This window comes from Streptomyces albus subsp. chlorinus (assembly GCF_013302895.1).
GTDB lineage: Bacteria > Actinomycetota > Actinomycetes > Streptomycetales > Streptomycetaceae > Streptomyces > Streptomyces chlorinus.
In genome coordinates this window covers 5,944,841-5,968,666 of sequence record NZ_VJOK01000001.1, presented here as the reverse complement: position 1 = coordinate 5,968,666, position 23,826 = coordinate 5,944,841, and the positions used below count along the sequence as shown (strand labels likewise).

The following is a 23,826-nucleotide window of genomic DNA, read 5'->3' as shown; positions in this document are numbered from 1 at the left end:
GGAAGTCAACTCCGCCTCGGTACAGGGGGTCAATAAGCAAACACTTAACGAGATGACAACGATGCCATTCTTTGAAGGCGGGAAGCCAGGGCGCCCCGAAGGGGGCGCGGGGAACGGTGCTCTCAGCCACAGCGGTGGCGTACCCGGGGGCGGCGCGGGCCCTCAGCGGCGGCAGGGCGCAGGAGATGGAGCGGTCCCGCCGCTGTCGGTCGGCAAGGCCGGTGCGCGGGTGCGGCCGCGTGGTGGCTGGGCGCGCCGTTCCCCGCGCTCCTTTCCGGGGGCTCAGGCGGCAGTCGACGTGGCGTCCACCAGGCTGCTGTCGCCCATCTCGTCGAGGACCAGCGCCAGGGCGCCCAGCACCTCGGCGCGGCTGTCGAGTTCGCCGGGCAGGACCGTCAGCCGGCGGGCCGCGCTGGGGATGGCGTACCGGGCCACCGAGTCGCGCACCGGGTCGAGCACCAGGTCACCGGCCTCGGCCAGATCGCCGCCGAGGACGACCCGGGAGGGGTTGAGGAGGTTGCAGAGGCTGGCGACGCCGCTGCCGATGTGGCGTCCGATGTCGGCGATCACCCGTCGGCAGCCCGGGTCGCCCCCGGCGGCCAGCCGCACCACGCGCGCCATCGTCAGATCGGTGCCGTGGCTGGAGTGCAGCAGCGGCAGCACGTACCGCGCGGCGGTGAACGTCTCCAGGCAGCCGCGGTTGCCGCAGCGGCAGACCGGCCCCGACTCGTCCAGGGTGATGTGGCCGATCTCGCCCGCCGTGCCGCCGGGGCCGCGGTAGATCTGGCCGTTGATCACCAGTCCGGCGCCGACGCCGCTGGCTACCTTGATGTAGGCCAGGTCCCGGGCGCCGCGGCCGGCCCCCCACACCTGCTCGCCGAGCGCGCCGAGGTTGGCGTCGTTGTCGACGTAGACGGGGACGCCGAGCCGGGCGGCCAGCTCGTCGCGCGGGTTGGTGCCGGCCCAGCCGGGGAGGATGGCGGTGGAGCCGAGTACTCCCGTCTCGATGTCGATGGGGCCCGGCACGCCCAGCCCGATGCCGATGACCTTGCCGGGGCTGATGCCGCTCTCCGCCACCAGCCGGCGCACCAGGCGTTCGGCGCGGTCGAACCCCTGGTCGGCGGAGGCGTCCACGTCGATGGGCTCGGCGTCCTCGGCCAGCACGGTGTGGGCCAGGTTGCCGACGGCGACGCGCAGGTGGGAGTGGCCGAAGTCGACGCCGACGACGATGCCCGCCTCGGCGCTCAGCGAGACCGCGCGGGCCCGGCGGCCACCGGAGGAGGTCGGGGTGACCTCGACGGTCCCGGCCTCCTTCAGCTCACGGACGATGTTGGAGACGGTCGCGGCCGACAGCCCGGTGGTGCGGGCGATCTCCGCCTGGGTGAGGGACCCGGCCATCCGCACGGCCCGCACGACGCGTTCCAGGTTCGCCCTGTGCAGCGAGGACTGCGACCCCGGAGTCTCCACCACTGTTCACTCCCCGCTTGTCTCCAACATATGAATCCTAAGCAGAGCCCCGGCGGAAGTCCCCGTCAAGTCCCTCGAGCTCGATCGGCGGGGGCTGGTGCTCATTTGTGGCTCATCATACGGAGGTGAGCGGAGCGAACGCGCCAGGTCCCCGGCCCGGGAGGCCGGGGACCCGCACGATGTGCCATGGGCGGTGACCGCCCCGGCCCGCCTCATCCCTCGCGGCTCCGCCTCACTTGACGGAACCCGCCGTCAGGCCGGAGACCACGTGCCGCTCGATGAAGGCGAACAGCACGACCACCGGGATGATGGCGACAACGGACGCGGCGAACAGGTAGTTCCACTGCACCGTGTAGGCACCGATGAAGTTGTTGATCCCGACCGTCAGCGGCTGGCTGGACGGCTCGGTGGAGAGCGTCAGCCCCATCACGAACTCGTTCCAGGCCGAGATGAAGGTGAAGATCACGGCCGTGACGACGCCGGGCAGCGCCAGCGGAAGAGTCACCTTGATCATCGCCCCGAAGCGGCTGGTCCCGTCCACCATCGCCGCCTCCTCCAGCTCGGGAGGGATCGACCCGATGTAGGCGGTGAGGATCCACACGGCGAAGGCGAGGTTGAACGCGGCGTTGGTCAGGATCAGCGTCCAGACCGAGTTGAGCATGTCCAGCTGGTAGAACTCGCGGTAGAGGCCCACCAGCAGCGCCGTCGGCTGGAACATCTGGGTGACCAGCACCAGCAGCAGGAACCATTTGCGACCCTTGAACCGCATCCGTGCCGTGTAGTACGCCGCCGGGAGCGAGACGAGCAGCACCAGGAGCGTGGAGCCGCCCGCGACCAGCAGCGTGACCTGGAGGTTGTCCCCGAGCGAGGACTCCTTCCACACGTCGATGAAGTTCGACCAGTCCAGCTTGTCCGGCAGATAGGTGCGGTCCCGCAGCTCGTCGGCGGGCCGCAGCGCCGTGACGATCATCTCCAGGTACGGGGCCAGGAAGAGGGCGGCGAGCAACCACGCCACGGCGGTGATCACCAGGGTGCGCGGCCGGAAGGTGCGCCTGGGCGCCCGGGCGCCTCGCTTGCTGCCGCCGGCGGGCCCCTCCTTGACGGGGCCGGGCCCGGCGGTCCGGGTTGCGGTCGCCATCAGTCCTCCTCGTTCCAGCGGCTGACCTTCAGGAAGACCAGCACGAGCACGACGACCATCGCGAAGTTGACCACCGACATCGCCGCGGACTCGGCGAGGTCCGTCTCCTTGAGCTTGTACATGAACACGGTGGTCGTCGCGGTGTCGCTGCCCGGGCCGCCCTGCGTCATCGCCCAGATGATCGGGAACGAGTTGAAGACGTTGATCAGGTTGATGACCACACCGACCAGGAACGCCGGCCGCAGCAGCGGCAGCGTGATGCCCGTGTAGGTCTGCCAGGGCCCGGCGCCGTCGATCCGTGCCGCCTCGTACACCTCGCCGGGGATCGTCTGGAGCCCGGCCAGCAGGGTGTAGGTGGTGAAGGGCAGCGAGACGAAGACCGCCACGAACATCATCCAGGGCCAGGCCGTGCCCGCCGAGCCCAGCCAGTCCTTGGACTTGTCGATGATGCCGAGGTCCAGCATCACGGTGTTGAGGATGCCCGCGGTCTGGTTGAGCATCCACTTGAACCCGATGGCGGTCATCAGGACCGAGGCCGCCCAGGGCGCGATGAGGGCCCAGCGGGTGAGGCGGCGGCCGGGGAACTGCTGGTTGAACAGCTGGGCCAGCCCCAGCGAGACGAGCATCGTGACGCCGACCACCACGACCGTCCACAGGACGGTCCAGCCGATGACGTGCCCGAAGTCCGTCTCGTCGAGGAGCTTTCGGTACTTGTCGGTGCCGGCCGACCCGCGCACGATCCCCGCGATGCTGATGTTGAGGAACGAGGTCCTCACCAGCTCGATGACGGGCCAGACGACGACGGCGAGGATGAGCAGGACGACCGGGGCTATCCAGGGGAGCGGGCCGAGCCGGGCCAGCCCGCCGCGCGAGCGGGGGGCCGGCCGGGCGGGCTGCCCGCCCCGCCCCCGGCGCTCGCTGGCCGGGGACGGCGGGGCCTTCAGTGACACGGGGTCTCCTTGCGGTACGGAGGTGCGAAGCAGTGCGGGCCGCGGCTTACTTGGTGTTCGCCGCCGCTTCCTCCGCCTTCTTCTGCAGGTCCCCGAGGACCTTCTTCGGGTCCTCCTTCGCCGCCTTGCCGCCGGTCTTCTTCATCTCGGCGGAGACGACGTCCCAGGACGGGTCGCCCAGCGGGTAGAACTCGGCCTTCGGCAGCTCGTCGAAGAAGGGCTCCAGGTCCTTGTGCTTGCCGTTGGACTTCATCGTGGCGAGCGCGTCCTTGGTGACCGGCATGAAGTTGTACATCTCGTCGAACTTCAGCATCTTCTTCGCGTACACGAAGTCGAGGAAGGTCTTGATCTGCTTCTGCTTGCCGCCGTCCTTGAAGGCCATCATCCAGTCGGCGACGCCCAGCGTGGACTTCAGCGGGCCGTCCTTGCCGGGGATGGTGGTCACCCCGTAGTCGACCTTGCCCGACTTGGCCATCTGGACGAGGCTCGGGTGGCCGTTGAGCATGCCGGCCTTGCCCGCGGCGAAGTCCGCGAAGGCGGTCTTGCGTTCGGTGGTGGCCGGGTTGGAGTAGGTCAGACCGGGCTTGACCAGGTTGTCCTGGAGCCAGTGGAAGGTCTCGACGTTCTTCTTGCTGTCGATGGTGTACTTGCCGCTGCCGTCGGTGTAGCCACCGCCGTTGCCCAGCTCCCAGATCAGGCTCTCGCCCTGCGCCTCCTCGGGGCCCAGCGGAAGCGCGTAGGGGGTGTCGGCGGCCTTGGACTTCTTGATCTTCTCGGCCGCGTCGGCCAGCTCGTCCCAGGTCTTCGGCGGGTTCTTGATCCCCGCCTCCTTGAAGACCTTCTTGTTGTAGAAGAGGACACGGGTGGAGGAGACCCACGGGATGCCGTACTGGGTGCCCTTGACCTCGCCGGCCTTGGCGAACGAGGGTATGAGGTTCTCGCGGGTCTTGGCCGAGAGGACCTCGTCGGCCTTGTAGAGCAGGTCGTCGGCGACCTTGTCGGCGTAGCCGCCGGTCTGCAGCAGGTCCGGCACGTTGCCGGACTGGATCATCGTCTTGACCTGCTTGTCGATGTCGTTCCAGTTGATGACCTGGACGTCGACCTTGATGTCCTTGTGCTGCTTCTCGAAGTCCTTGACGACCGCGTCCCAGTAGATCTTGGACGCGTTGGACTTCTTGTCGCCGTAGTCGGCCGCCACGAGTTTGATGGTGTTCTTGTCCCCGGAGCTCCCGCTGTCACCGCCACAGGCGGTCACACTCAGTGCCATGGCGAGCGCCGCGGCACCGGCCGCCACTGCTCTCTTGTTCATGTTGCTCAACCCTTCGACATCGGTGTCGACTTGCTCGCAGTTGGTGCGTCACTCCGGCGCCACCCGGATCCCCCGCGCACCCCGGCGGAGGTGCTCTCGGCCGCTTCGCGCGGTGGTCCCCGTGCCGCTACGGCGCAGAGACTATCCATGGCACTTTCCGCCTCGACAGGTCTAGGCCACTTTCGTGGCCAACCTGAAATCACCGCTTCCGGCGCCCGGTTCGGCGGCCCGTCGGCCCCTACTTCAGGGCGCCGGCGGTCAGGCCCGCCTGCACCTGGCGCTGGAAGACGGCGTAGACGACGAGCACCGGCACCATGGCGAGGGTCAGCCCGGCGAACAGGGCCCCCCAGTCCCCCGCGTAGCCCTGGGAGACCGTGAGGGCCGCCAGCCCCTGCGGGAGGACGTAGGCGTTCTCGTCGTCGTTGTTGAGCAGCAGCGGCAGCAGGTACTGGTTCCACTGCCCCAGGAAGTTGAAGATCCCGATGCTGACCAGACCCGGCTTGGCCATCGGCAGCATGACCTGGAAGAACGTCCGGGTGTGCGAGGCACCGTCGATCATGGCTGCCTCCTGGACACCGGTGGGCAGTGTCCGGAAGAAGGAGGTCAGGAAGAAGGTGGTGAACGGCAGCGAGTAGGCGATGTACGCGACGATCAGCCCGGGCCTGGTGTCCAGCAGGGACATGTTGTCCATGATCGTGAACAGCGGGATCAGCGCCAGGATGACCGGGAACATCATGCCGCCCGCGAACAGCAGGAAGATGAACCGGTTGCCGGGGAAGGTGAAGCGGGCGATGACATAGGCGGCCATCGAGCCCAGCAGCATCGTCCCGGTCAGCGAGCCGGCCAGGATCACCAGCGAGTTGAGCGCGTACCGGCCGATCTTCGCGTCGGTCCAGGCGTGGACGAAGTTCTCCCAGTGCGGGGAGGTGGGCAGGCCCAGCGGGTCGTCCAGGAAGTCCGCCGTCGGCCGGAAGGCGGTCAGCGCCACCCACACCAGCGGGCCCGCCGCCATGACGACCCACACGAGCAGGAACACGTGCGAGAAGGCGTTCAGTGTTCTGTTCTCGCCGCGTCCGACGGGGGCGGCGCCCGAGGGGGCCGCCTTGCCGGTCACCGCGTCCGCACTCAGGGGTTCGGCACTCATCGCTTCCCGCTTCTCAGTACTCGATCTGGTCACGGCGCCCGATCCTCATCACGAGGAGTGTGAAGACCATGCTCAGCGCGAGGAGCACCACGCCGGTGGCCGTGGCGTAGCCGAACTGGCCCTCGCGGAAACGCTCGTAGAGGTAGACGGGCGTGACCTTCAGCGCGTGCTTGGGCACCATGATCAGCACCACGGCGAAGGCGTCGAGGGCCTGGATACCCATGTAGATCCAGCCGGTGCGCACCGTGTCCCAGATCAGCGGCAGCGTGACCCGGAAGAAGGTGGAGACCCGGCCGGCGCCGTCCAGCAGTGCCGCCTCGTAGATGTCCTTGGGGATGGCGCCCATGGCGGCGGAGAAGAGCACGACGTAGAAGCCGACGAAGCTCCAGGCGATCACCGCCATGGTGGAGAACAGCGCCAGCTTGTAGTCGCCGCCCAGCCACCGCTGCTCCAGCCCGTCGAGCCCCACCGCGCCGAGCGCCCCGTTCAGCAGGCCGCTGCGGGAGCTGTAGACCTGCTGCCACACCACCGCGATCAGCGCGATGGACAGCACCTGGGGGAAGAAGTAGACGATCTTGTAGAAGGAGGAGCCGGCGACTCCGGAGATCGCCTCCCCCCTGCGGTGCCGTCCGCCCGCGGTGATCATGTAGGCGAGGAAGACACCGAGCGCGAGGGTGATCAGCGGGACGATCACCAGCAGCAGGAGGCTGGACTTGAGCGACTCCCAGAACCGCTCGTCGTTCCACATCTTCACGTAGTTGTCGCCGCCGACGAAGTTCGCCGTCGCGCCGCCCGCCCAGTCCGTGAAGGAGTAGTAGATCGCCTGGAGGAACGGGGAGACGACGAAGACCGCGTAGAAGAGCAGCGGCAGGATCAGAAATCCGAGGATGAACCGATAGGTGTCCAGCGTCCGGTATCTGCGGTCGCAGCGAACGCGCGCCGGGGTGAACCGGGGCGGCAGCAGGACCGCGACCGTGAAGGCCAGTTTGTCGCGCGCCGGGAGTTTCCGCCACGGGACCATTCTCTGTGTCACCGGCCCGCCCCGGGCCGGCCGTTTGTCAGTCTTCACGCCGCTCCGCTTCTCCCCGGATCGCCCGCGTACGCCGTGCTGGTGGTCAGGACTTCTTGATCTTCTGGATGTCGAGGTCCTTGGCAACCCGGTCGGCGGCCTTCTGCATGGTGTCCATGGCCTCCTTTACGGAGGTCTCCCCGTTCATGAACTTGCCGATGACGGAGTTGAAGTCCTCATTCCACAGCTCGGTGTACCACTCCTTGAAGAAGGCGATGACGACGTTGTCGCCCGCCGTCTTGATGGCCTTCTGCGAACTGGCGACACCAGGGGGGAGGTCGAGGCCGTCGATGGCGCCCTTGACCACGGGCATGGAGGAGACCTCGCGGAAGAAGTTCCGCGCGGCCTTCTTGCTGTACATCATCCGCATCCACTCCAGGCCGCCCTGCCGGTTGGTGGCCTTTTCCGGGATGAGGAAGGGCTCACCGGGCGGGGCGTAAAGGGTGCCGAACGGCATGGCATCGCCCTTGTCGAGCGACGGGGTGGCGCCGACCCGCATCTCGAAGTTCTTCGGCGTGGTCGGTTTCGCCTCGTTCTCCACCCAGGATCCGTCGGGAATGAAGACGGCCTTGCCCTTGGTCCAGGCGGTCTGGGCCTCGATGTGCGCCTTCTCGCCGTCGAAACCCTGCAGCACGTACTTCTTGGCGCGCAGTTCCTCGTACGCCTCGAAGACGGCCTTGACCGCGTCGCTCTTCCAGGCGTTCGGCTCCAGGTAGTCCATGGCCTCCAACTGCTTGCGGCCGCCGGCCTGGCCGAACATGGCGTACATGCTGAAGAACATGTAGCGGGGGTGCCCTGCCGGATACGTCCAGCCGTGCAGGCCCTTCTTCTTCGCCTTCTTGCACAGCGCCAGCATCTCGTCCCAGGTCCTGGGGTATTCGGCCTCCAGCGTCTCGCGGAGCATGGTGTCCGAGTACCAGATGCCGTAGACGGTCTGGGCGACGTTGAGCTGGTGGACGGCGTCGGTGCCGAACTGCCCCATTTCCACGACGCCGGGCACCAGGATGTCGCGGACCTTGACGTCCGGGTCGTCCCAGCTGGGGGCGTCCAGCAGTTCGGTCACATCGGCGACCTGTTCGTTCTTGACCAGGGCCGAGATGTTCATGTTGTCGGCGCCGGAGTTGTTGATCACATCCGGGGGGTCGCCCTTGACGATCCGCGGCTGCGTCTGGGTGGCGATCTTCTCGGTCTTCTTCTGGTCGACCTCCGCCTCGGGGTACTTCTTCTCGTACATGTCGCTGACATAGCGCGCGTACTTGTCGTCGTACCCGCCGTTGAAGACGTAGACCTGGAGCGCGGCGTCCTTCTTGACCGACAGCGGATTACCGGCCGACTTCTCGCCCTTTTCCGCCTTGTTGTCCTCACTGCCGCCGGTCGCGCACGAGGCGAGTGAACCGATGCCGGGGACGGCGAGAAGAGAGGCCGCGCCGGCCCGTTTCACCACGGCCCTCCGGTTGACGCTGTTGGTTCCCATGCTGGGGTCCTCGCCTTCTCCAGGACTCAGGCGGTGTACCGGTCTCCCGTCAACTCGCCACCGGCGAAGGGCCCGACACCGCGGGTGAAGTGGAAGCTGGATGGTGCGGATCGTGCGATGGTGCGCCAGCGAAACGGCTCCCGCGCGCGGGGTACCGCTCAAGGTGGGACAGGTATAGTCCACTCTTCGCCATCTGGGCAAGATCGAGAACAGTACCCGCCGCCATCTTTCCCGAGTTGAGACCTGCGCTGCGAATTCCCTTTTTCCCCGGGCCCGTTCGGCCGCGACGGCACTCTTGACACCACTGGGCGGCAGGTAGATTACTGGTCGCTGAAAATTCCAACTGACAACGTTGTCGGCCGTTGAGAGGTCCGTGTGCGCCGCAGCCCGCTGCTGAGACTCCGTACGCCGTACCGCGAAAGACCCTCCCCTCCGGGCGCCCGTCCGCGCCCGGCCTCGGCCCGGCGGTCCGCCGTCGCTCTCGTCCTCGCCCTGGTGGCGGTCTCGACGGTGCAGGCGGCACACGCGACGGCCGCCGTCGCCCGGCCCGACCCCGGCTCCCCGGGCGCACCCACCCGGTTCGCCTCCTCCTTCGAACCCGGCACCCCGCCGCCCGACTGGAACGACACCGTCGAGACCGGCCGGGACGGCCGGCCCCGCGCCCACGGCGTCACCCACGACGGCGCACCGGGGCTCGGCACCCGCACCGGCACCGGTCCCGCCTCCTCCCCCACCGCCAGGACGGGTGCGGGCTTCACCGGCGCCCACGCCCTGCGCTTCACGGGCGACCACGCGGGCCCCGGCCGCGGCTTCGCCACCAACAAGGTGTTCGACGTCGATCTGACCGTCACCCGCGACACCGTCCTCTCCTACCGGCTGTTCCCCGAGATGCCCGACGGCGACCGCTCGTACGCCGCCACGCACGTCGCCGTCGACCTCGCCTTCACCGACGGCACCTACCTCAGCGAACTGCGCGCCACCGACCAGCACGGCAACCGGCTGACCCCGGCCGCGCAGGGCGCCGCCAAGACGCTGTACGCCAACCAGTGGAACAACACCGAGGCCCCTATCGGGCAGGTCGCCGAGGGCAGGACCGTCGACCGGGTGCTGCTCGGCTACGACGCGCCGAAGGGGCCCGAGGCCGGCTCCCGCCCCTTCAGCGGCTGGCTGGACGATGTGCGCATCGCCCCGCGCGAGCCGGCCGCGCCCAAGGCGCACCTGTCCGACCACGTGGTCACCACACGCGGCACCCACTCCAGCGGCTCCTTCTCGCGGGGCAACACCTTCCCCGCCACCGCCGTCCCGCACGGCTTCAACTTCTGGACGCCGGTGACCGACGCGGGCGCCAAGGACTGGCTGTACGAGTACGCGCGGAAGAACAACGACGACAACCTGCCCACGCTGCAGGCGTTCGCCGCCAGCCACGAGCCCAGCCCCTGGATGGGCGACCGGCAGACGTTCCAGGTGATGCCCTCGGCGGCGCACGGCACCCCGGACGCCTCCCGCAAGGCCCGCGCACTGCCCTTCCGGCACGCCGACGAGCGGGCCAGGCCGTACTCCTACGGCGTCACCTTCACCAACGGGCTGCGCACCGAGATCGCCCCCTCCGACCATGCCGCGGTGATGCGCTTCACCTTCCCCGAGCGGGATGCGGCCAGCCTCGTCTTCGACAACGTGGACGACCACGCGGGGCTCACCCTCGACACGCGGCGGGGCGTGGTGACCGGCTGGTCCGACGTCAAAAGCGGGTCGTCCACCGGTGCCACCCGGATGTTCGTCCACGCCGAGTTCGACGCGCCCGTCACCGGCGGCGGCAAGCTGACGGGCGGGGGCAGCAAGGACGCGGCCGGCTATCTGCGCTTCGCGCCGGGCGAGGACCGCACCGTCACGATGCGGATCGCGACCTCGCTGATCAGCGTCCCGCAGGCCCGTGCCAACCTGCGGGCCGAGATTCCGCGTTCCCGCTCCTTCGAACAGGTCGAGGACCGGGCGCGGGCGCGGTGGGACGACCTGCTCGGCGTCATCGAGGTCGAGGGCGCCACCCCCGACCAGCTCACCACGCTCTACTCCAACCTCTACCGGCTCTACCTCTACCCCAACGCGGGGCACGAGCAGGTCGGGGGCAGGGCGCGGTACGCCAGCCCGTTCTCGCCCGCCGAGAAGCCGGACACGCCCACCGAGACCGGCTCGAAGATCGTCGACGGTGAGGTCTACGTCAACAACGGCTTCTGGGACACCTACCGCACCACCTGGCCCGCCTACGCGCTGCTCGCCCCGAAGCAGGCGGCCAGGATGGCGGACGGCTTCGTGCAGCAGTACAAGGACGGCGGCTGGATCTCCCGCTGGTCCTCACCCGGTTACGCCGACCTGATGACCGGGACCTCCTCGGACGTCGCCTTCGCCGACGCCTACCTCAAGGGGGTCGGCCTCGACGCGAAGACCGCCTACGAGGCGGCCCTCAAGAACGCCACCGTCGCCCCGCCCCACCCGGGCGTGGGCCGCAAGGGCATGACCACCTCGCCCTTCCTCGGCTACACGAGCACCGACACCAAGGAGGGCATGTCCTGGGCGCTGGAGGGCTACCTCAACGACTTCGGCATCGCCCGCATGGGCAAGGCGCTGTACGGGAAGACGGGCGAGAAGCGGTACAAGGAGGAGTCGGACTACTTCCGGCAGCGCGCCCAGAACTACGTCCGCCTCTTCGACAAGCGGACCGGCTTCTTCCAGGGCCGGAAGCCCGACGGCTCCTGGCGGCTGGACCCCGGCGCCTACGACCCGCGGGTGTGGGGATACGACTACACCGAGACCAACGGCTGGAACTTCGCCTTCACCGCGCCCCAGGACACCCGTGGCCTGGCCAACCTCCACGGCGGCCGGTCGGGGCTCGCCAAGAAGCTGGACTCCTACTTCGCCACCCCCGAGACGGGCGAGGAGAAGTACGCCGGCAGCTACGGCGGGATCATCCACGAGATGACCGAGGCACGGGACGTGCGGATGGGCATGTACGGGCACAGCAACCAGCCCTCGCACCACATCGCCTACCTGTACGACGCGGCCGGGCAGCCGTGGAAGACGCAGCGGAAGGTCCGGGAGGTCCTCTCGCGGCTCTACGTCGGCAGCGAGATCGGCCAGGGCTACCCGGGCGACGAGGACAACGGTGAGATGTCCGCCTGGTACGTCTTCAGCGCCCTGGGCTTCTACCCGCTCGTGATGGGCGCCCCCGAGTACGCCGTCGGCTCCCCGCTGTTCACCAGGGCGACCGTGCACCTGGAAGGGGGCCGCGACCTGGTGGTCAAGGCGCCAAGGAACAGCGCGAAGAACATCTACGTGCAGGGGCTGAAGGTCAACGGCAAGCGCTGGCGCTCCACCGCCCTCCCGCACGAACTGCTGGCGAAGGGCGGCACCCTGGAGTTCGCCATGGGGCCGAAGCCGTCGAAGTGGGGCACGGGCCGCGACGCGGGACCCTCCTCCCTCACCAGGGGCGACGCCGTGCCCTCGCCCCAGGAGGACGTCACCGAGCCCGGCGACTCGGCACTGACCGACGACACCTCGCAGACGGCCGCCGACCTCACCGACGCGCCGGTCACCGTACGCGAGGGCGCCCGCGTCACCTCCTACACCCTCACCTCCGACGACCACCGGAAGGCACCCGGCGGCTGGCGACTGGAGGGCTCCGGCGACGGCAAGCGGTGGCACACCGTGGACCGCCGCGAGGGCGAGACCTTCCGCTGGGACAAGCAGACCCGGGTCTTCTCCCTCCCCCACCGCTCCGGCGACCGGCACTACCGGCTGGTGCCCGACCGCGCGGGGACGCGGTTGGCGGAGGTGGAGTTGCTGGGCTGAGCCGGGCGGAGGGAGCGGCGGGGCCGCAACGGGTGGCCGCCCGTTGCGGCCCCGCCGTGTGCCCGGACTTGTGCGCCCAGCGGAGTGCGCCCGCCGTACGCCCGGACGTTTCCGGCCTGAACGCCCTCTGGACAGCCCGGCGCGACTGCGGGATAACGAGTACATACTGTATGCGTCGACTGTATGCAATCTGGGATTGCCGGTCGCTACGGGAGGGAGCACTCCTCGTATGCCCCAGGACAACTCCGCACTCGTCTCCGGTGGCCACTTGGTGGCCAAGGCGCTCAAGGCCGAAGGCGTGGACGTGGTCTACACGCTGTGCGGCGGCCACATCATCGACATCTACGACGGCTGTGCCGACGAGGGGATCCAGCTCGTCGACGTACGGCACGAACAGGTCGCCGCCCACGCGGCGGACGCGTACGCGCGGCTGACGGGGCGCCCGGGCTGCGCGGTGGTCACCGCGGGGCCCGGCACCACCGACGCGGTCACCGGCGTTGCCAACGCCTTCCGCGCCGAGTCCCCGATGCTGCTGATCGGCGGTCAGGGGGCCCGCACCCAGCACAAGATGGGCTCCCTGCAGGACCTCCCGCACGTGGAGATGATGGCGCCGATCACCAAGTTCGCGGCGACCGTGCCGGATACGGCCCGCGTCGCGGACATGGTCTCGATGGCCTTCCGCGAATGCTGGCACGGCGCACCGGGCCCCTCCTTCCTGGAGATCCCGCGCGACGTGCTGGACGCCAAGGTGCCGGCCGAACAGGCCCGGGTGCCGCGGGCCGGGCGCTACCGGGCCTCCACCCGGCAGGCCGGCGATCCGGACGCGGTGCAGCGGCTGGCCGACCTGCTGGTCGCGGCGGAACGCCCGGCCGTCCTGCTGGGCGGTCAGGTGTGGACGACCCGTGCCACCGAGTCCGCCCGGGACCTGGTGCGGACGCTGGATGTGCCCGCCTACATGAACGGTGCCGGGCGCGGCACCCTGCCGCCCGGCGACCCGCACCACTTCCAGCTCTCCCGCAGGCACGCCTTCCAGCGCGCCGACCTCATCGTCGTGGTGGGGACGCCCTTCGACTTCCGCATGGGCTACGGCAAGCGGCTCTCCCCCGAGGCGACGGTGGTGCAGATCGACCTCGACTACCGCACCGTCGGCAAGAACAGGGACGTGGACCTGGGGATCGTCGGCTCCGCGGATCTGGTGCTGGCCGCGGTGGTGCGGGCCGCCGGCCGCCGGCCGGCCGAGCCGGCGGCGCGCAAGGCGTGGCTGGAGGAGCTGCGCCAGGTCGAGGAGCGGGCGCTGGCCAAGCGGGCCCCGCTGCTGCGCTCGGACGCCGCCCCCATCCACCCCTACCGCCTGGTCCACGAGATCAACGAGTTCCTGACGGACGATTCGCTGTTCATCGGCGACGGCGGGGACATCGTCACCTTCTCCGGGCAGGTGGTGCAGCCGCGCACCCCGGGCCACTGGATGGACCCGGGGCCGCTGGGGACGCTGGGGGTGGGCGTGCCGTTCGTGCTGGCGGCCAAGCAGGCCCGGCCGGAGTGCGAGGTCGTCGCCCTGTTCGGGGACGGCGCCTTCTCCCTGACCGGCTGGGACTTCGAGACGCTCGTCCGCTACGACCTGCCCTTCGTGGGGATCGTCGGCAACAACTCCTCGATGAACCAGATCCGTTACGGCCAGCGCGCCAAGTACGGCCCCGAGCGCGAACGGCTCGGCAACACGCTGGGCGATGTGCCCTACGACGCCTTCGCCCGGATGCTGGGCGGCCACGGCGAGGAGGTACGGGACCCCGCCGAGCTGCGTCCCGCCCTGGAGCGCGCCCGCGCGTCGGGCAAGCCGTCCCTGATCAACGTATGGATCGATCCGGACGCCTACGCCCCCGGAACCATGAACCAGACGATGTACAAGTGACCGGACCGAAGCGGCCGTCGCCCGACCGGTGGTCGCATGGCAGTGAGGTGACCCGCATGAGCGGCAAGGCACTGGACGGCGTGCGCGTCCTGGACATGACCCATGTGCAGTCGGGCCCCTCGGCAACCCAGTTGCTGGCCTGGCTGGGTGCCGACGTGGTCAAACTGGAGGCGCCGGGCGGCGACATCACCCGCCGCCAGCTGCGCGACCTGCCCGACGTCGACTCCCTCTACTTCACGATGCTCAACTGCAACAAGCGCAGCATCACCCTCAACACCAAGACCGATCGCGGCAAGGAACTGCTGGCCGAACTCATCCGGCGCAGCGATGTGCTGGTGGAGAACTTCGGCCCCGGCGCCGTCGACCGGATGGGCTTCCCCTGGGAACGCATCCAGGAACTCAACCCCCGTCTGGTGTACGCCTCGATCAAGGGGTTCGGCGACGGCCCGTACACCACGTACAAGGCGTACGAGGTCATCGCGCAGGCGATGGGCGGTTCCATGGCCACCACCGGGGAGGCGGACGGCCCGCCCCTGGCGACGGGTGCGCAGATCGGTGACTCGGGCTCAGGAGTGCATACAGTCGCCGGCATACTGGCGGCGCTCTACCAGCGCGAGCGCACCGGACGCGGCCAGCGGGTGCGGGTGGCCATGCAGCACGCGGTACTCAACCTGTGCCGCGTCAAACTCCGCGACCACCAGCGGCTGGCGCACGGGGCGCTGCCGGAGTACCCGGGCGCACCCCGCGGCGACGAGGTGCCCCGCTCGGGCAACGCCTCCGGCGGCGGACAGCCCGGCTGGGCGGTCCGGTGCGCACCCGGCGGCCCCAACGACTACGTCTATGTCATCGTCCAGCCGGCGTCCTGGGCGCCGCTGTGCTCCCTGATGGGGCGGCCTGAGCTGGCCGAGGCCGCGGAGTGGGCCACGCCCGAGGCCCGGCTGCCGAAGCTGGACAAGATGTTCCGGATGATCGAGGAGTGGTCCTCCCGGCTGCCCAAGTGGGAGGTGCTGGCGGCGCTCAACGCCCACAACATCCCGTGCGGCCCGATCCTGTCCACCAAGGAGCTGATCGAGGACCCGTCGCTGACCGACGACGGCATGATCGTCGAGGTGGAGCACCCCACTCGGGGCCGCTTCACCACCGTGGGGTCCCCGTTGAAGCTGTCCGACTCCCCCGTCGAGATCACCTCTTCCCCGCTGCTGGGCGAACACAACGAGGAGGTCTTCACCGGCGAACTCGGCCTGTCCGAGGCCGAGCTGGCGGCGCTGCGCACGGAAGGGGTGGTCTGAGTGGAGGAGCTGACAGCGGGCCGCTCGGCGGCCCGGGAGACGGTACGGGCGGTACTGGCGGCGGCGCGGGCCGCGGGACGTACGGCGCTGGACGCCGTGGAGGCCGCACAGGTCGCCACCGCCTACGGCATCCCCGTTCCGCCGCAGGCGCTCTCCCGCGACGCGGACGAGGCGGTGGAGCAGGCGGCCCGGATCGGCTGGCCGGTGGCGCTCAAGGTGGTCTCCCCCGACGTGCTGCACAAGACGGACGCCGGGGGCGTGGTCACCGGCGTCGGGGGGTCGGAGGAGCTGCGCACGGCGCACGCCCGGCTGCTGGCCGCCGTACGCGCCCACACCCCCGGTGCCCGTATCGACGGGGTGCTGGTGCAGGGCATGGTCTCCGGCGGCCAGGAGGTCCTGGTGGGCGCGGCCACCGACCCGACTTTCGGCAAGATCGTCGCCTTCGGGCTGGGCGGTGTGCTCGTCGAGGCGCTGGGCGACCTCACCTTCCGGCTGGCCCCGGCCACCCACCAGGAGGCCGCCGGCATGCTCGACTCGGTACGGGCCGCGCGGGTGCTGCGCGGGGTGCGCGGCACGCCGCCCGTCGACCGGGAAGCGCTGACGGGGCTGCTGGTGAACGTCTCGCACCTGGCGGCGGACTTCCCCGAGCTGACGGAGATCGACCTCAACCCGGTCTTCGCCGGGCCGGAGGGCGCGGTGGCGGCCGATGTGCGGCTGCTGCTGGGTGAGCCCGCCCCGGCGGACCGGCCCCGGTACGGCACCGAGGAGATCCTCGCCTCCATGCGCCGGCTGATGGAGCCGCGTTCGATCGCGGTGATCGGCGCGTCCAACGAGCCGGGGAAGATCGGCAACTCGGTGATGCGGAACCTGGTCGACGGTGGTTTCGCCGGTGAGATCCACCCCGTGAACCCGAAAGCCGGAACGGTACTGGACCGCAAGGCGTACGCCTCGGTGTGCGAGGTGCCCGGCGACATCGATGTCGCCGTCTTCGCGATCCCCGCACCGCTGGTGCCCGGCGCCCTGGCCGAGGCCGGGCGCAAGGGCGTGCCGAACGCGGTGCTCATCCCCTCGGGTTTCGCCGAGACCGGCGAACACGCCCTCCAGGAACAGGTGGTGTCCGTCGCGAGGGAGCACGGCATACGGCTGCTGGGTCCCAACATCTACGGCTACTACGCCCCCTGGCAGAACCTGTGCGCCACTTTCTGCACGCCCTACGACGTGCGCGGCGGGGTGGCGCTGACCTCGCAGTCGGGCGGGATCGGCATGGCGGTGCTCGGCTTCGCGCGGGCCACCGGCACGGGCGTCTCGGCCATCGTGGGACTGGGCAACAAGTCCGACCTGGACGAGGACGATCTGCTCACCTGGTTCGCACAGGACCCGCGGACCGACTGCGTGGCCATGCACCTGGAGGACCTCAAGGACGGGCGTGCGTTCGTCCGCGCGGCCCGCGAGACCGTGCGGACCAAGCCCGTCGTCGTCCTCAAGGCCGGTCGGACGGCCGCCGGTTCGCGGGCCGCCGGCTCGCACACCGGGGCGCTGGCCGGCGATGACGCCGTCTACGACGACATCCTCCGCCAGGCGGGCGTCATCCGCGCCCTGGGGCTCAACGAGATGCTGGAGTACGCACGCGCCCTCCCGGTCCTGCCCACCCCGCGGGGCGAGAACGTGGTGGTGATCACCGGCGCGGGCGGCTCCGGTGTGCTGCTGTCGGACGCGCTGGTGGACAACGGGCTGTCGCTGATGGAGATCCCCGAGGACCTGGACGCGGCGTTCCGCTCCCTCATCCCGCCGTTCGGTTCCGCCGGCAACCCCGTGGACATCACCGGAGGCGAGCCGCCCGCCACCTACGAGGCCGCCATCCGGCTGGGACTGACGGACCCGCGGGTGCACGCGCTGGTGCTGGGCTACTGGCACACCATCGTCACCCCGCCGATGGTGTTCGCCGAACTGACGGCGCGCCTGGTGGCCGAGGCCCGCGAGCAGGGCATCGACAAGCCCGTCGTCGCCTCGCTGGCGGGCGACACGGAGGTCGAGGACGCCTGCGCCCACCTGTTCGCGCACGGCGTGGTGGCCTACCCGTACACCACCGAGAAGCCGGTCGCGGTGCTCGGCGCCAAGTACCAGTGGGCGCGAGCCGCCGGACTGCTGCCCTGACCTTCCGCCCGCCGTCCCCGCCCACCGGCGCCCAGGGCGGCGGGCTCCCCACGGAGGAGAAACGGATGGCTCGACCTGAAGCCCCCGGCACACCGTTAGCCGCCTCGGCGGCGGGCGCCCCGGGGTACCGCGAACTGACCGACCACAACGGGCGCGTCTACCGGGTCGGCGAGACCGACCGGCAGATTCTCGGCCACTCCCGCAAGATCATGGTCTATCTGCCCTGGCTGGCGATGATGGCGATCAGCGTGTCCGAGTACGCCTACGGATCCGCCGAGGACACGCTCTCCCACGCCCACCACTGGAGTCGCAGCGACACCTTCTGGATCCTCAGCGTCTGGGTGTTCTTCCAGGCCGGAGTGGCCTTCCCGGCCGGCTGGCTGCGCGAGCGCGGACTGCTGACGGCGCGCAACGCGATGTACATCGGTGCCGGGCTGGTGCTGCTGGGCTTCCTCGCCCTCTCCCACGCGTCCGGAGTGCTGTGGGCCGTCGCCGGGTTCGGCGTGCTCGGCGGTGTGGGATCCGGTCTCATCTACGCCACGTGCATCAACAGTGTCGGCAAGTGGTTCCCCGAACGGCGCGGCGGCAAGACCGGCTTCGTCAACGGCGGTTTCGCCTACGGCGCCGTGCCCTTCATCTTCCTGTTCAACTACGGGTTCGACACGAGCAACTACCGCCAGGTGCTGGACGGGATCGGGGTGTACGTCCTCGTCCTGGTCGCCGTGTGCGCCTGGTTCTTCCGCGATCCGCCGAAGAACTGGTGGCCCGCCGACCACGACCCGCTGCGCCGCACCGGCCCGGCCAAGACGGTGGCGGCACTCGACAAGAACCCGCCGGCGACCCGCCAGTACACCCCGATGGAGGCGATACGTACCGGCATGCTGCCGCTGATGTGGGTGCTGATGGTGATGACGGCGGGCGTCTCCATCTTCGGCATCTCCTTCCAGGTGCCGTTCGCCAAAGAGGTCGGTTTCGGGCCCCTGGTGGCCGCCTCCTCGATGGGCATCATGTCCGTGATCAACGGGGTGGGCCGGGGCTGCATCGGCTGGCTGTCCGACCGCTGGGGCCGCAGGTCCACCCTGATCTTCGTGATCGTGGTGCTGGGCCTGGCCCAGTTCGGGGTGCTGTGGGCCGGGACGATCCGCAACCAGGCGCTCTTCCTCGTCTTCGCCTTCGTCTCCGGCTTCGGCAGCGGCGCCTTCTACCCGATGTTCGCGGCGCTGACCCCGGACTACTTCGGGGAGAACCACAACGCCACCAACTACGGCATCGCCTACAGCGGCAAGCTGGTGAGCGGGCTGTTCGGCGGCGGGCTGGGGGCGACGGCGGTGGACGCCTGGGGATACGACGGCGCCTACCTGCTGGCCGGCGGGATCTCACTGCTGGCCGCGCTGATGGCCCTCGCCCTGCGCCGGCCGGGCACCCCCCGCCGGCGCAGGATCGTGCCCAACCCGCACCCCATCAGCCGCGAGGCGGCCTGAGTTCCGGCGCCTCCCCGACGTGCGCACCGGGGCCGCCGAGCCGGGGAGGTCACCGGCGCGGCGGCCCCGGCAGGCGGCCCGGGCCGCGGAGGGCCGTAGCCGGTACGCCACAGGCTCGGACGGCCCGGCGCGGGCTGCCCGCAGGAGTCCGGCCTCACGGCCGCCTCAGCCGTCGCCGCGTTCGTGGTAGGAGCGGCGGGTGTGCTCGGTGTGCTCGCGCATCACCCGCATCGCCCTCTCCCCGTCCCCCGCGGCGACAGCCGCGATCAGCTGCCGGTGCTCCTCCCAGGAGCGGGCACCGCGCTGCCGTGCCACCGGCCGGTAGTACCACCGCACCCGGCGCTCCACCTGCCTCGACAGCTCGGTCAGTACCGCGTTGCCCGCCAGCTCCATCACCTGGGCGTGGAAGGCCGCGTTGGCGTCGACGACCGCGTCCACGTCGTCGTGCAGCAGCGCGGCCTCGCCGCGGTCGCACAGCTCCTCCAGCGCGGCGACTCCCTCCGGACCCGCGTGCTCCGCGGCCAGCCGGGCGGCCTCGGCCTCCAGCAGGGTGCGCACCGACAGCAGTTGGTCGGCCTCCTCCTCGGAGGGCTCGTGGACGAAAGCGCCCTGTGCCGGCCGCAGATCGACCCATCCGTCGGTGGCCAGCCGCTGGAGCGCCTCCCGCACGGGCTGGCGGGAGACGCCGAGCCGGTCGGCGAGTTCGCTCTCCACCAGGTGCTGGCCGGGTCGCAGCTGCCGTGTGGTGATCAGACCCAGCAACGCCTCGTACACCTGCTCGCGCAGCGGTCCCGGCCGCCTCAGCTTCGGTACCCCCGACAGCGACATCGCCACCCCGTTCCCTCGTCCCCTGGCCGGCCGGCCCGATTGTCTACAGTCTACGGATGCCCGTCGGCGGCGGGTCCGCAACGCGACGGCCGGCGGGCCGCACCCCGCGAAGGGCGCGGCCCGCCGGCCGTGGTGTGCGGATCGGCGCCAGGTGTCAGTCGCTGATCAGCGAGCGGAGCACGTACTGGAGGATGCCGCCGTTGCGGTAGTAGTCGGCCTCGCCGGGGGTGTCGATGCGGACGGTCGCGTCGAACTCACGGCGTACATTGTCGGCTTCGCCGGGGGCCGTGTCGGCGGTGACCTTGACCGTGGCGGGGATCTCACCGTCGTTGAGCGCGGTGATGCCGCTGATGGAGAAGGTCTCCTCGCCGGTCAGGCCGAGGTCGAGGGCCGAGCCGCCCTCCGGGAACTGCAGGGGGAGGACGCCCATGCCGATGAGGTTCGAGCGGTGGATGCGCTCGTACGACTCGGCGATGACGGCGCGCACGCCCAGCAGCGCGGTGCCCTTGGCCGCCCAGTCGCGGGACGAGCCGGAGCCGTACTCCTTGCCCGCGAGGATGACCAGCGGGGTGCCCTGCGCCTGGTAGTTCTGCGCGGCGTCGTAGATGTAGCTGACCGGGCCGCCTTCCTGGGTGAAGTCCCGGGTGAAGCCGCCCTCGGTGCCCGGCGCGATCTGGTTGCGCAGGCGGATGTTGGCGAAGGTGCCGCGGATCATGACCTCGTGGTTGCCGCGGCGGGAGCCGTAGCTGTTGAAGTCACGGCGGGCGACGCCGTGCTCGGTCAGGTACTTGCCGGCCGGGGTGTCGGCCTTGATGGCACCGGCCGGGGAGATGTGGTCGGTGGTGACCGAGTCGCCCAGCTTGGCCAGGACGCGGGCGCCGGAGATGTCCTCGACGGGGGCGGGCTCCTTGCCCATCCCCTCGAAGTACGGGGGCTTGCGCACGTAGGTGGACTCGGCGTCCCACTCGAAGATGTTGCCGGTCGGGACCGGGAGGGCCTGCCACTGGGCGTCGCCGGCGAAGACGTCGGCGTAGTCCTTGGTGAACATCTCCTGGCCGATGCAGGAGGCGACGACCTCCTCGATCTCCTGCTCGGAGGGCCACAGGTCCGACAGGTAGACGGGGTTGCCGTCCTGGTCGGTGCCCAGCGCCTCGGTGGTGATGTCCACCTTCATGGAACCGGCGATGGCGTAGGCGACCACCAGCGGCGGGGACGCCAGGTAGTTCATCTTGACGTCGGGGTTGATCCGGCCCTCGAAGTTGCGGTTGCCGGACAGCACCGAGACGACGGCCAGGTCGTTGTCGTTGACGGCCTTGGAGACCTCCTCCGGCAGCGGACCGGAGTTGCCGATGCAGGTGGTGCAGCCGTAGCCGACGAGGTTGAAGCCCAGCTTGTCCAGGTAGGGGGTCAGGCCCGCGCGGTCGTAGTAGTCCATGACGACCTGGGAGCCGGGGGCCAGGGTGGTCTTGACCCAGGGCTTGCGGGACAGGCCCTTCTCCACCGCCTTCTTGGCCAGCAGCGCGGCGCCGACCATGACGTACGGGTTGGAGGTGTTGGTGCAGGAGGTGATGGCCGCGACGGCGACAGCTCCGTGGTCCAGCTCGTAGGTCACCCCGTCGGGGCTGGTGACCTGGACCGGCTTGCTGGGCACGCCGTTGGAGACGGCCGGCGCGTCGGAGGCCGGGAAGGACTCCTTGCCGGCCTCGTCGGTGTCGGTCTCCGAGACGTAGTTGACGACGTCCAGGCCGAACTGGTGCGCGGCGTCGGAGAGCGCGATGCGGTCCTGCGGACGCTTCGGGCCGGCGATGGACGGGACGACCGTGGAGAGGTCCAGCTCCAGGTACTCGCTGTAGACCGGCTCCCGGGACGGGTCGTGCCACAGCCCCTGCGCCTTGGCGTACGCCTCGACCAGCGCCAGCTGCTCCTTGCTGCGGCCGGTCAGCGTCAGGTAGCTGATGGTCTCCTGGTCGATCGGGAAGATCGCCGCGGTGGAGCCGAACTCCGGCGACATGTTGCCGATCGTGGCGCGGTTGGCCAGCGGAACCGAGGCGACGCCCTCGCCGTAGAACTCCACGAACTTGCCGACGACGCCGTGCTTGCGCAGCATCTCGGTGATGGTGAGCACCAGGTCGGTGGCGGTGGTGCCGGTGGGCAGCTCACCGGTGAGCTTGAAGCCGACGACCCGCGGGATGAGCATCGAGACGGGCTGGCCCAGCATCGCGGCCTCGGCCTCGATACCGCCGACGCCCCAGCCCAGGACGCCGAGGCCGTTGACCATGGTGGTGTGCGAGTCGGTGCCGACCAGGGTGTCGGGGTAGGCCTTGCCGTCCCGGACCATCACGACGCGGGCCAGGTGCTCGATGTTCACCTGGTGCACGATGCCGGTGCCGGGCGGGACCACCTTGAACTCGTCGAAGGCGCCCTGACCCCAGCGCAGGAACTGGTACCGCTCGCGGTTGCGGCCGTACTCCAGCTCGACGTTCTTCTTGAAGGCGTCGGAGGTGCCGAAGGTGTCGGCGATGACGGAGTGGTCGATGACCAGCTCGGCCGGGGCCAGCGGGTTGATCCGGTTCGGGTCGCCGCCCAGCTCCTTGACGGCCTCGCGCATGGTGGCCAGGTCCACGACGCAGGGCACGCCGGTGAAGTCCTGCATGATCACCCGGGCCGGGGTGAACTGGATCTCCTGGCTCGGCTGCGCGTTCGGGTCCCAGTTGCCCAGCGCGCGGATGTGGTCGGCGGTGATGTTGGCGCCGTCTTCCGTGCGGAGCAGGTTCTCCAGCAGGACCTTCAGGCTGTACGGCAGCCGGGCGGAACCCTCTACTTTGTCCAGCTTGAAGATTTCGTACGACTCGTCGCCCACCTGCAGCGTGCTGCGGGCGTCGAAGCTGTTCGCCGACACGACAGTCTCCTTAGTGCCTTGTGTGCATCGGCCGCCGGTGCGCTATGGTGAGCGAGCCACGAAGTTAGGTAAGCCTTACCAGGCTTGCCCGTCCGTCCCGTACTCGCCCAGCGACAGCGACCGCGACGTATGCCGTCGCCAGTTATCTCGATGTCGAGATAACTCTAGTACACGACCGCCCGCCGGTCATGCCTGCCCCCGAGTGCCCCCGCCGGGGCCCACCGACACCACGACCGTCCGGTCATACGACCACCCGGCCACACGACCACCCAGCCGAAAGACCACCCGGCCGCGAGGACGCAAGGCGAGGCGTCACCCGTCCTCCCCGTCCGCGCGTGTCCGCTCGACGAGGCGTTCATAGCGCTGACGGGCCGCCTGAGGCGTGCCCAGTCCGAGACCGAAGGCGATCCGCGGCCAGGTCATACCGCGACCGCGCGCCATCCGCACCAGCCCCTCCTCCAGTTCGTCCAGCTCCCCCCGCACCCGGGGGACGAGGGTCAGCGCGGCGGTGATGTCCGCCTCGTCCACCTCCGGCTCCCCCTTCTCGGCACGCGCGGTACCACTGAGCAGGAACGCGACAAGCCGCACCGCCTCGTGCGCGGCGAGCACGGAGGGGTGCGCCTGCCGGGCCCGCTGCGCGTCCGTCGCCGCGTGCCGCTCCGCGATACGGAAGAGCGCGGCATGGGCGCGCCGGGCCCGCGCCTGTTCGGGACGGGGCGGGGAAAAGGGGTCGAGCGGACCCCCGTCCTGACCCTGCCCCTGATGCCGGCCCTGACTCTGGCCCCGGCCCTGCTTCCGATTCGGACGCCGGCTCCGGGGGCGCTGATTCGCAGTGGACATACGGGAAGCATGAAGGGGGCATGCACGGTTGT

At 69.9% G+C, this 23,826-nt stretch carries 15 protein-coding genes; 5 read left to right on the top strand and 10 right to left on the bottom strand.

What is annotated here, in order from left to right; genetic code table 11:
• Nucleotides 1-282 precede the first annotated feature (282 nt).
• The 7 genes from FM076_RS25880 to ngcE all read right to left on the bottom strand — a co-directional run bounded on the left by FM076_RS25880 (nt 283) and on the right by ngcE (nt 8,551).
• Nucleotides 283-1,467, bottom strand: coding sequence for an ROK family protein (locus tag FM076_RS25880; RefSeq protein ID WP_173875015.1), 1,185 nt, complete (start codon nt 1,465-1,467; stop codon nt 283-285).
• Nucleotides 1,468-1,699: 232 nt separating this feature from the next.
• Nucleotides 1,700-2,605 (bottom strand): carbohydrate ABC transporter permease, encoded by a 906-nt coding sequence (locus FM076_RS25875; protein ID WP_173873310.1) that lies wholly within the window; start codon nt 2,603-2,605, stop codon nt 1,700-1,702.
• Entirely contained in the window at nt 2,605-3,549 is a 945-nt protein-coding gene (locus FM076_RS25870; protein ID WP_180218686.1) for a carbohydrate ABC transporter permease, read from the bottom strand. The genes FM076_RS25875 and FM076_RS25870 overlap by 1 nt, the downstream gene beginning before the upstream one ends.
• Nucleotides 3,550-3,601: 52 nt before the next feature.
• The gene (locus tag FM076_RS25865) at nt 3,602-4,864 is read right to left on the bottom strand and encodes an extracellular solute-binding protein (protein WP_173873308.1); all 1,263 of its coding nucleotides are present in this window, start codon (nt 4,862-4,864) and stop codon (nt 3,602-3,604) included.
• A 238-nt stretch (nt 4,865-5,102) separates the two neighbouring features.
• Complete coding sequence (locus tag FM076_RS25860; protein ID WP_173873307.1) at nt 5,103-6,008, bottom strand: carbohydrate ABC transporter permease; 906 nt, start codon at nt 6,006-6,008, stop codon at nt 5,103-5,105.
• A 13-nt stretch (nt 6,009-6,021) separates the two neighbouring features.
• On the bottom strand, nt 6,022-7,029 hold the full coding sequence (locus FM076_RS25855; protein ID WP_173875014.1) for a carbohydrate ABC transporter permease: 1,008 nt from the start codon (nt 7,027-7,029) through the stop codon (nt 6,022-6,024).
• Nucleotides 7,030-7,123: 94 nt separating this feature from the next.
• On the bottom strand, nt 7,124-8,551 hold the full coding sequence (gene ngcE / locus FM076_RS25850; RefSeq protein WP_173873306.1) for an N-acetylglucosamine/diacetylchitobiose ABC transporter substrate-binding protein: 1,428 nt from the start codon (nt 8,549-8,551) through the stop codon (nt 7,124-7,126).
• A gap of 375 nt (nt 8,552-8,926) precedes the next feature.
• Here ngcE and FM076_RS25845 point away from each other — a divergent pair, with 375 nt between their 5' ends.
• The 5 genes from FM076_RS25845 (at nt 8,927) to FM076_RS25825 (ending at nt 19,227) form a co-directional block, all read left to right on the top strand.
• A complete protein-coding gene (locus FM076_RS25845; protein ID WP_345945230.1) occupies nt 8,927-12,394 on the top strand; it encodes a GH92 family glycosyl hydrolase in 3,468 nt (1,155 codons plus the stop codon).
• Between the two features lie 229 nt (nt 12,395-12,623).
• Nucleotides 12,624-14,303 (top strand): thiamine pyrophosphate-binding protein, encoded by a 1,680-nt coding sequence (locus FM076_RS25840; RefSeq protein WP_173873305.1) that lies wholly within the window; start codon nt 12,624-12,626, stop codon nt 14,301-14,303.
• Between the two features lie 56 nt (nt 14,304-14,359).
• On the top strand, nt 14,360-15,592 hold the full coding sequence (frc, locus tag FM076_RS25835) for a formyl-CoA transferase (RefSeq protein ID WP_173873304.1): 1,233 nt from the start codon (nt 14,360-14,362) through the stop codon (nt 15,590-15,592).
• Nucleotides 15,593-17,746, top strand: a complete 2,154-nt coding sequence (locus FM076_RS25830) for an acetate--CoA ligase family protein (RefSeq protein WP_173873303.1) — start codon at nt 15,593-15,595, stop codon at nt 17,744-17,746.
• A 65-nt stretch (nt 17,747-17,811) separates the two neighbouring features.
• Nucleotides 17,812-19,227, top strand: a complete 1,416-nt coding sequence (locus FM076_RS25825) for an OFA family MFS transporter (protein WP_173873302.1) — start codon at nt 17,812-17,814, stop codon at nt 19,225-19,227.
• Between the two features lie 165 nt (nt 19,228-19,392).
• Here the strand turns inward: FM076_RS25825 and FM076_RS25820 are convergent, their stop codons facing one another.
• The 3 genes from FM076_RS25820 to FM076_RS25810 all read right to left on the bottom strand — a co-directional run bounded on the left by FM076_RS25820 (nt 19,393) and on the right by FM076_RS25810 (nt 23,794).
• Nucleotides 19,393-20,055, bottom strand: coding sequence for a GntR family transcriptional regulator (locus FM076_RS25820; RefSeq protein ID WP_173873301.1), 663 nt, complete (start codon nt 20,053-20,055; stop codon nt 19,393-19,395).
• Nucleotides 20,056-20,209: 154 nt separating this feature from the next.
• On the bottom strand, nt 20,210-22,954 hold the full coding sequence (gene acnA, locus FM076_RS25815; RefSeq protein ID WP_173873300.1) for an aconitate hydratase AcnA: 2,745 nt from the start codon (nt 22,952-22,954) through the stop codon (nt 20,210-20,212).
• Between the two features lie 312 nt (nt 22,955-23,266).
• Nucleotides 23,267-23,794: a DNA-binding protein gene (locus FM076_RS25810; RefSeq protein WP_173873299.1), complete on the bottom strand. Its 528-nt coding sequence runs from the start codon at nt 23,792-23,794 to the stop codon at nt 23,267-23,269.
• Nucleotides 23,795-23,826: the final 32 nt, after the last annotated feature.